Genomic DNA, 8,325 nt, shown 5'->3' on the forward strand with positions numbered 1-8,325 from the left:
GCAGGAGCCACCAGCAGTTGCTGGAAAAGCTTCATTTGATTCCTCACACAGGAAATTGGCGCTACTACGCCAATCCGGATTTTGAGGGCTTGCCACTCGTTATCCAATGCAGCTTGTGCCGGTACTTACATCGACATGTATCGACAGATACTCGCTGGATCTCAGCGAATTCACTCTGAATAAACGATGCCCCCGTCCGGCAGGCCGAACGGGGGCTCTCGCCGGGTCCACTTTTGCCGCGGAACCGGATGATCAGTCAGAAGGCGCCGTTCAGCCGGCGTTCTCCGCAATCAACAGACCCTGGATCAAACAACTGGAAATCATGGACACCTCCTCCTGAAGGATTGTGAATGCCGGCAACGCCTTCGGAGTTGTGCTGACCTCCCGAAGGAAGCTTTCACCTCTCCACGCCGCTGCATCCTGAACACCAGGACCATACTCAGTTTTTGATGTGATTAGGAGCCCCATGCGCGCCGGCTCAGCTCCTGACCCAGCACCTTGGATCGCATTGGCAGGGCTCGGCCTAGCCGCTGCCGTACTGGCCCTGATCGGGCTCGGAGACCTCCCGCTGCGGGACTTCGATGAAGCCACAGTGGCCCAGGTGGCCCTGGAACTTCGCCACGGGCTTGGAGAAGCTCCGTTGCTGCTCACCCTCTGGGACAAGCCTTATCTCAACAAGGCTCCTGGTCTGCACAGCCTGATCGCCCTTGTAATCAGCACAACAACCCAACCCGATCAGCTCCCCTCGGAATGGACGGTCCGCGTGGCGCCGGCAGTGCTGTCGTGCCTGGTGGTGCCACTGGGGGGCTGGCTGCAATGGGTGCTGCGCCCTGGGGATCGTTCCAGCACCCTCGCCACCAGCGTAATTCTGCTCACGCTGCTGCCAGTGGCCCGGCACGGACGCCTGGCCATGCTGGATGGCACTCAGCTAACGGCAATGGCTGTGCTTTGGCTGGCCCTGCTGCAGCTCACCCGCAGCCGAACGAGCGCACTCTGGGGGGCCATCGCCGGCCTAATGGCCAGCGCCATGCTGTTGCTCAAAGCCCCGCTGCTGGTGCCCGCGGTGGTGGCTGGCGGCTTAGCGCTGGCCTGGGGCAGGGAATGGAAACGCTGGAACAACCACGCATCAGCCCTCAGCGGAATGCTGCTGGGCCTGACCCCAGGGGTCGGCTGGCATCTCTGGCATGCCTACATCAGAGGGAGCCAGGCGCTTTGGCTCTGGGGCGGCGATGGTGCCGGGCGGGTTCTTCTGGATGCCGGCGAAGGCAGTGATCTGGGCTGGCGGGTCCCGGTGATCGAAGTGCTGGAGGGGGGCTGGCCATGGCTGCCACTGCTGCCCTTCGCCCTGATCTGGGCCTGGCGTTGGCGTCAGAGCCGCTGGGGCCGCTGGTCTCTGACTTGCCTGCTGACCCTGGCCGGAGCCATTCTTCCGCTGCGCACCCAGCTCCCCTGGTACAGCCACCCGCTCTGGCTGCCCATCGCTCTCCTCTGCGCGCCGCTACTGGTCTGGCTAGTGGAGCGGCCCTTTTCTTGCAAGGGTGCGCCGGAGAGCCCAAATCCCCCCTGGCGCTGGCTGCTGTTGCAGCTTCCAATGTTCTGGTGCGGGCTCGGGCTGGTGCTCCTGCTGCTTTGGTTGAGCAGCTTGAGCAGCATCGGCAGCAGTCTTGTGCCCTACCGCAGCATGGCGGGTGCGCTCGGCCTCGGCTGGTGTGTGGGCGGATGGTGGCTGCGCTCTCCAACACCACAACGAAGACGGCTAGGCGTGATCTGTCTCAGCTGCGGCAATTTGGCAGCACTGGCACTGTTGTTTCAATCCCCCCTCTGGTTGTGGGAGCTCAACGAAACCTGGCCCGTGCAACCGGTGGCAGCCTTGGCCCGTGCCAACCCTGGAAGCCAGATCAAGCTAAAGGGTTACGACGAACGTCCGAGCCTCAACTGGTACGCCGAACAACGCATTGAGCGGTTCAAGGGTGGCCCAGGTCGCCGGCTCAGCGACAAGCCCCAGAAGGGCTGCATCACCGAAGGCCAAGCGAGGCGATGGACGCTTGCCAACTGTCGGTAGCCTGAAGTGGACTAGAGCCCGCTGTGTCGTCCACTTCGGAACGTGAAGGACCGACAAGCCAAATCGGCCTGTCGATCGTGCTTCCCACCTTCAACGAGGGCGGTTCCATCCGCCAAGTGATCGAATCCCTGCTCAGTCTTGAGACGGACCAGCCGATCGAGATCTTGGTGGTCGATGACGATTCCCGGGATGGCACCCCTGACCTCGTTCGCTCACTCGCCCGCCAAGACCCCAGGATCCGGATCATTCAACGGGTGGGACGCTCCGGACTGGCCAGCGCCATCAAGGAAGGCCTGATCGCAGCCCTCTATCCCACCGCTGTGGTGATGGACAGCGATGGCCAGCACGAACCTGCCTCCGTTGGCGAGGCCGTGCAGCTGCTGGATCGAGAGCGTCTGGACCTCGTGGCGGGGAGCCGCTTCCTCGACCACTCCAAGATCCGGGGGCTCAGCGATCGACGCACCGACGGTTCCACCCTCGCCAACCGCCTGGCCCGATGGAGTCTTCCCCGGTCGTATGGGCACCTGAGCGATTGCATGAGCGGCTTCATCGTGCTGCGCCTCAACCGCTGCTTGCCGCTGGTGCGCCAGGTGGACGTCAACGGCTTCAAGTTCCTCTATGAGCTCCTGGCCATCAGCCACGGCAGCCTGCAGGTGGGAGAAATTCCACTGAACTTTCAGCCGCGGCTGCATGGCAGCTCCAAACTCGATCTCGCCATCCTCTGGGACTTCATGGTGTCCCTGATTCACACCGCAACCCTTCGGCTGCTACCGCGACGAGCGATCAGTTTCGGGCTTGTGGGAGCTTCCGGGGTGATGGTTCAGCTGCTATCAACAGCACTGCTGATGGGCCTGTTCAAGCTGGAATTTCAGCAGGCGCTTCCCGTGGCAGTCATCACGGCAGCAAGCTCGAACTACTTGGTGAACAATGCCCTCACATTTCGAGACCGACGCCAGAGCGGCCGGCAACTAATCCGGGGTCTGCTCAAATTCCTCCTGGTGGCCTCCCTACCAGCGCTTGCCAACGTCGGCCTTGCGACCAGTTTTTACACCCTGATTCAGGCCCACGCGCTCTGGGCCCAACTGGCGGGCATTGTTGTCGTCTACGTCTGGAACTATGCGGCCTCATCCCGATTTGTCTGGAACAGCCCCTAGGCCGACCTGGCTGCCCATCGCCCTGGGAAGCCTGCTGCGGCTAGTGCAGATCTGGATGCCCGTGGTCGGCGTTCACAGCTGGCGGCAAGCCGACACTGCAGCCATGGCAAGGCATTTCAGCCAGGCAGGCACACCGATCTGGATGCCTCAGATCGATTGGGGCGGTGCAAGTGCCGGCTTTGTGGAGTCGGAATTTCCCATCTACCCCTTTCTGGTGAGCCGCCTGTACAACCTGATGGGCGTACAGGAATGGCTGGGCCGCGGACTGTCGGTGCTCTTCAGCGCACTGACCATCTGGCTGGTGATGCGCCTGGGCCGGCGTTGGTTCACCCTCCAGGTCGGTTGGTGGGCGGGCATGGCCTTCGCGCTCGCACCCTTGGGGGTGTACTACGGAAGGACCTTTCAGGCAGAAGCCTTATTGGTGTTGTGTGCCGCAGGATCACTAGAAGCCCACAGCATCTTTGTTGAACAACGAAAAGCCTGGGCACTGAGCCTGAGCTGGATTTGCTTTACCGGAGCAGCACTCATCAAAGTGATTCCTTTGCTCTGGCTAGGCCTACCTCTACTACTCGTGCAGCTCACACCTTCGCCTCGCGCGAAGGCGGAATCTCCTGAGCAGATGCTGCGACGGCTCTTACGCTTGACTCTGAATCCCTGGTTCTGGGTGTATGTATCAACGGCCCTGGCGGTTACGTCAGCCTGGTACGTGCATGCCTACCAGCTAGGTGAAGCAAGCGGCTTGACGTTTGGATTCTGGGGAGAGGATAGCGATCGCAGCAACATCGGGTTAGCACTAAATCTCTCAAGCTGGGTGAATCTTGCAATCCGAACTGGTCTACGTGCGCTTGTTGTAACAGGAGTCCCCTTGCTGATGATCGGCACCATGAGGTGCTGGAGATTTGGCGGAGGGCGCATAGCACTTGGAGGAGCCGTCGGGATGCTGATTTGCACCGTTGCGACGATGAGATCAAGCACCGTGCATGAGTATTACCAATTCCCCTTTTTACTATTCAGCTCACCGCTTGTAGGCCTGGGGTGGCAAACCCTGCAGTACAAACAACGACGCTGGACGATTCAAATGTTACTCAGCATCACATTAATTACCAGCCTTTCAATCCTCTCATTTGACTACTGGGCAGTAGAAACACGACGACTCAGCACCTGGATGCCCCTCGCAGAAAGTATTCGAAAAGAAATCCCAGTCAATGCCCGAGTAGTGTGTGTCACTGATTCAGACCCAACACTGCTAAACCTTGCACGAAGGCAGGGATGGATCATCCCAAGCAGAGAATTAACAATAGATCAACTCAAAAAACTCAAAGACGATGGAGCCAGCTACTTAACGGGCAGCCTGAACTGGCGTAACACTTATACGCCAATGCAAGAAGCCGAATCAAATAGAATAAGGAAGCTAATTCAGACAGATAATACATCTTTTATAGACAACAAAGAGAAGACATATTTGATCCCAATAAAAACCTTGATACCTTAGGGAATTTACGCTAACCCGTAAAGTTAATATATATTATCTAAAGTAAAAATTTGATATTTTATGACCAGACAGATCTTGCAAGACCTGACTTTTCGAAGACTCTACTGCGACTAAGCACCCACCATATTCAGCAGACAAGTCGCCCAAAGACGGCAATACATAAGAATGATCCAGGTAAAATCTTAGGATTGTTTCATCTTTACTAGGAAGCCCATAAAGATATACGCCGGACTTACACTCACTATTCATAGAGCTAGCCAATGCCTTGAGATCCTTGTTAGTACTCCAAATAATACCGCTTGCTGATAATGCAGAGATAGTCAAATATTGCGCCATAAGAAACGCAAAAATCGAGGCAAAAGGAGAAAGCTTTCGCCGAGAGAAAAATCTAGAATAAAAAGCATAGAAGCATAAAATAGAAGAAAAAATTATTGCAAAAAATCCGGTATAAAACGCGGCATCAAGCAGATAGTCACGCTTAAAATAAAGAGCACATGCACCTAACATATAAAGCACAAACATAACACCAGCAAAGCTAGTCTCAAACCTAAATGTGCTTCTTTTAAAGATTAAATCCATACGAGCAATATTCAGCGCAAGCAGGGGCACAAGAGGCAGCAAATAATGATAATGCCTAGTCCCTATAAAAGACAATACGATTATATAGATTAATGGAAATAATATTGTCAACGCATTAAGCTCAATTCGCAATCCACATGCTTTATCAGAAAATAATCTTTTGCCGAAAGATTGCATACGTGGCAAAAGAAAGACAAATGCTGGGAACGTCAATAATACAAGCCTAGTGAAGTAGAATGGAAGACTGGAGAATAAATTCCATTCAGCTACATCAGCTTTTCTCGAAGCAAACGAAACAAGAGAAACCAAGCCAGAGTATCCGTGGTCTTCAAAAACCGATAAGAGATTAAATATTAACGGAATGGAACCTAGGAATAGACCGCTTATTGCCCAAATCCAAAATTGGATACTGCGCACATATTGCAGCACAAGAATTAGTGGAAATAACGATACAAGCGGTATTAATGCCACCAAACTTCGCACAAAAAAGGACATTGCTACGCACGCACCAAAGCCAAGTATTTTCCAGCGAAATACTCTACGAGATGCATCTTTAGCAGAGGTTAAAAAATATACTTGCGCCATGATTAGTGCTATGAAAATCATATCAGGACCCGCTGTACGCAACGACTGAAAATAAATAGGCATGGAAATTAATGCCAACGAAGCAACTAAAGAATTCAGCGGCTTAAAGTATCTCAGAGAAGTAAAATAAAAGAGCAATGTTGCTATATATCCTGCTACAATGCTTGGTAATCTAGAAGCCCAGTCGCTAATTCCAAAGATCTTCAGACTTATAGCGATTGCCCAATACGAACCAACTGTTTTGTGGTGAGGCGATGCAAATGGAGAGAGCCAATCACCTGAATCAGATATTAATTTTGCTCGCCTTGCATAAAGGCCTTCGTCATGAGCAATTAAACTCTGCATATCAGCCCACACTAGCGAAACAAAGACGATAAATATCAATAGAGATAGAAGAAAAATATGCACATTTATAGTTTTCTTTTTAAGAAGAGAACACATTGAAAGCTTGATAAGCAACTGCATTGAAAAAGAAAGAGTAGATCTCAACAAAATTCACAGTATCGATACAGGGTATTGCACATCACTCACTCAAGACATTGATAGCCCGTCCAACTTTATAAATATAGTACCTTTCTGGCTTGTTATACGAACGAAGAAAACTTTTGACAAACTCAATCGATATATCATCGGAGATTTTTAAATCACCTCGCCCAAAATTATGCTTTAAATTTGAGCTATTGCTTAGAATTACAAGCAACGAATTGATGTTTGGATGTGAATCCATGTATTCCTGAATATAAACCAATGATTTCTCTCTACTTAATGATGAATTCCGATTAACCCACTCAGTAAAGGTGCCTAATCGATTGATTTCAGGATAATAAATTGATTTCCCAAGATAACCCGAGACAGAAGCAAGCTCTACATCCCTGGTTCCAAACAAAGGCCAGTCAGCATACTCTGAATTTGTTATAAAAGCAGCAACTTCTTTGCTCGCAGAATATGGATAAACAATATCGAGGGAAACTCTATGAATCCCTGCAAAAAAATGAATAGCTAGAATGGCAGACAAAAATAGCGAAAATCCAGATCTAGATTCAATTAAGTTGGACTCCTTAACATTGGCCACCGAGCTACTGCAAGATGCCGAAAGATCTGATCTACAAAGCCAAATCGAAGCCATTACAATTATAAAATAAATTCCGAAATGCCTCGAGCCTGCTCCACTATATACAGCAGCATTAAAGCAAAGCAAGCAAAATATAGACGAACAATAAAACAATAGCGCTTTTCGTGAACGCCATATATACAAGATAGTAGCGATGATTAATGCGACAGATACAGCAGCAGACACTGATAAATCAAGCCATCGGGAGGAGTCAGGTACAATTAAAATATTACCGCCCAAGTATCTGCCAAAAGCGACTAAAATTGACTTCAAGCTTACTTCAATGGACGCACTATCAATACTTCGGGAGGTCTGAAAAAGGCTATTTAATGACAGCCACGAAGCGATAAATAAAAGAATCGCAGACGCAAGGCAACTCAAAGAATCTACAGAAGAAAACTCCCACTTACCTTTGCGCAATCTTTTATATAAAAAGTCATCGGCTATTGCAATAAAAAATCCAATTGCAATACTCCAAGCGAGAGCATGAGTATTTAGCAGCAAAGCTATAAGAAATGATATATAAACTAGGCTATAATTTCTCTTACTTACATGAATTACACCAATAAAGGACAAAAGCTGTATTACAACATAGTGCCTAGAAATAAGGCAATACTCCCAAAATGGAAAATAGCCAAATGTGAATAATAGCTTCTGAAACTTTGAAAAAGGAGCTCGTCTTAAAAATATAAGCACACAAATCGCGGCAAATGACCATTGCATTAGCTGCATGGACAGTGGGTTTTCATATATCAGCGAAGAAATAAACGTTAATAATGGGTAAACTATAGGATGCCCAGATGGAGCATTATTATTCCACAGCTCAAAAACATTTGAGCTTCCTACTGCTACTAACCAACCCTGCATCTCATCACGCCAAAGCACATGTGAAGAAACGCCAACTAGTGTAGTCGCGATATAAAGTATAAATACTAATTTAAGTGAGATTTTTGAGTTTAAATCGCGTATAGACATCAACTTTTTAAATAGGTAAGGCATGTAAAGCGTAAGCACAGATGGCACAAAAAGATAATTTGTAACCAAATTTAATTACATTTTGAATTCAAAAATATCGACCACCAGGCGAAGTGTTGATTACCATTTACGAACCCAGAGCGAGGTGCGGGCAATACTTAAGTCTGATCTAGAGAATATTTTTACCAAGCGACGGCAAGTCAATACAAACAGATTTGCCATTTTGTGTCGTCCAGAAACCATCAAAAAGAGCAGCCTAAATTTCAGCATAAATGCAAATAATTTATAAAAGTTTTAGCAAATTATTGTATACAGACCTTCATTCAGAAGGATGTTCTTTGTGTAGAAGGTCTCGAATTCGGGATCT

5 protein-coding genes are annotated in these 8,325 nt (G+C 49.8%); 3 read left to right on the forward strand and 2 right to left on the reverse strand.

The features are described from left to right. Nucleotides 1-466: 466 nt before the first annotated feature. Genes DXY33_RS06660 through DXY33_RS06670 form a run of 3 tightly spaced genes read left to right on the forward strand, consistent with a single transcriptional unit; the run spans nucleotide 467 to nucleotide 4,708 of the window. Nucleotides 467-2,062: a glycosyltransferase family 39 protein gene (locus DXY33_RS06660; RefSeq protein WP_115132274.1), complete on the forward strand. Its 1,596-nt coding sequence runs from the start codon at nucleotides 467-469 to the stop codon at nucleotides 2,060-2,062. A gap of 23 nt (nucleotides 2,063-2,085) precedes the next feature. Further along, entirely contained in the window at nucleotides 2,086-3,216 is a 1,131-nt protein-coding gene (locus tag DXY33_RS06665) for a glycosyltransferase family 2 protein (protein WP_115132275.1), read from the forward strand. Nucleotides 3,217-3,271: 55 nt separating this feature from the next. Next, on the forward strand, nucleotides 3,272-4,708 hold the full coding sequence (locus tag DXY33_RS06670; RefSeq protein ID WP_244275909.1) for a glycosyltransferase family 39 protein: 1,437 nt from the start codon (nucleotides 3,272-3,274) through the stop codon (nucleotides 4,706-4,708). Between the two features lie 33 nt (nucleotides 4,709-4,741). Here DXY33_RS06670 and DXY33_RS06675 read toward each other — a convergent pair whose 3' ends face one another. Further along, nucleotides 4,742-6,337: a glycosyltransferase family 39 protein gene (locus DXY33_RS06675; RefSeq protein ID WP_115132276.1), complete on the reverse strand. Its 1,596-nt coding sequence runs from the start codon at nucleotides 6,335-6,337 to the stop codon at nucleotides 4,742-4,744. A 58-nt stretch (nucleotides 6,338-6,395) separates the two neighbouring features. Next, entirely contained in the window at nucleotides 6,396-7,982 is a 1,587-nt protein-coding gene (locus DXY33_RS12005; RefSeq protein ID WP_136975436.1) for a hypothetical protein, read from the reverse strand. Nucleotides 7,983-8,325: the final 343 nt, after the last annotated feature.

Origin of the sequence: Synechococcus sp. N26 (assembly GCF_900473975.1) — a bacterium.
GTDB lineage: Bacteria > Cyanobacteriota > Cyanobacteriia > PCC-6307 > Cyanobiaceae > Parasynechococcus.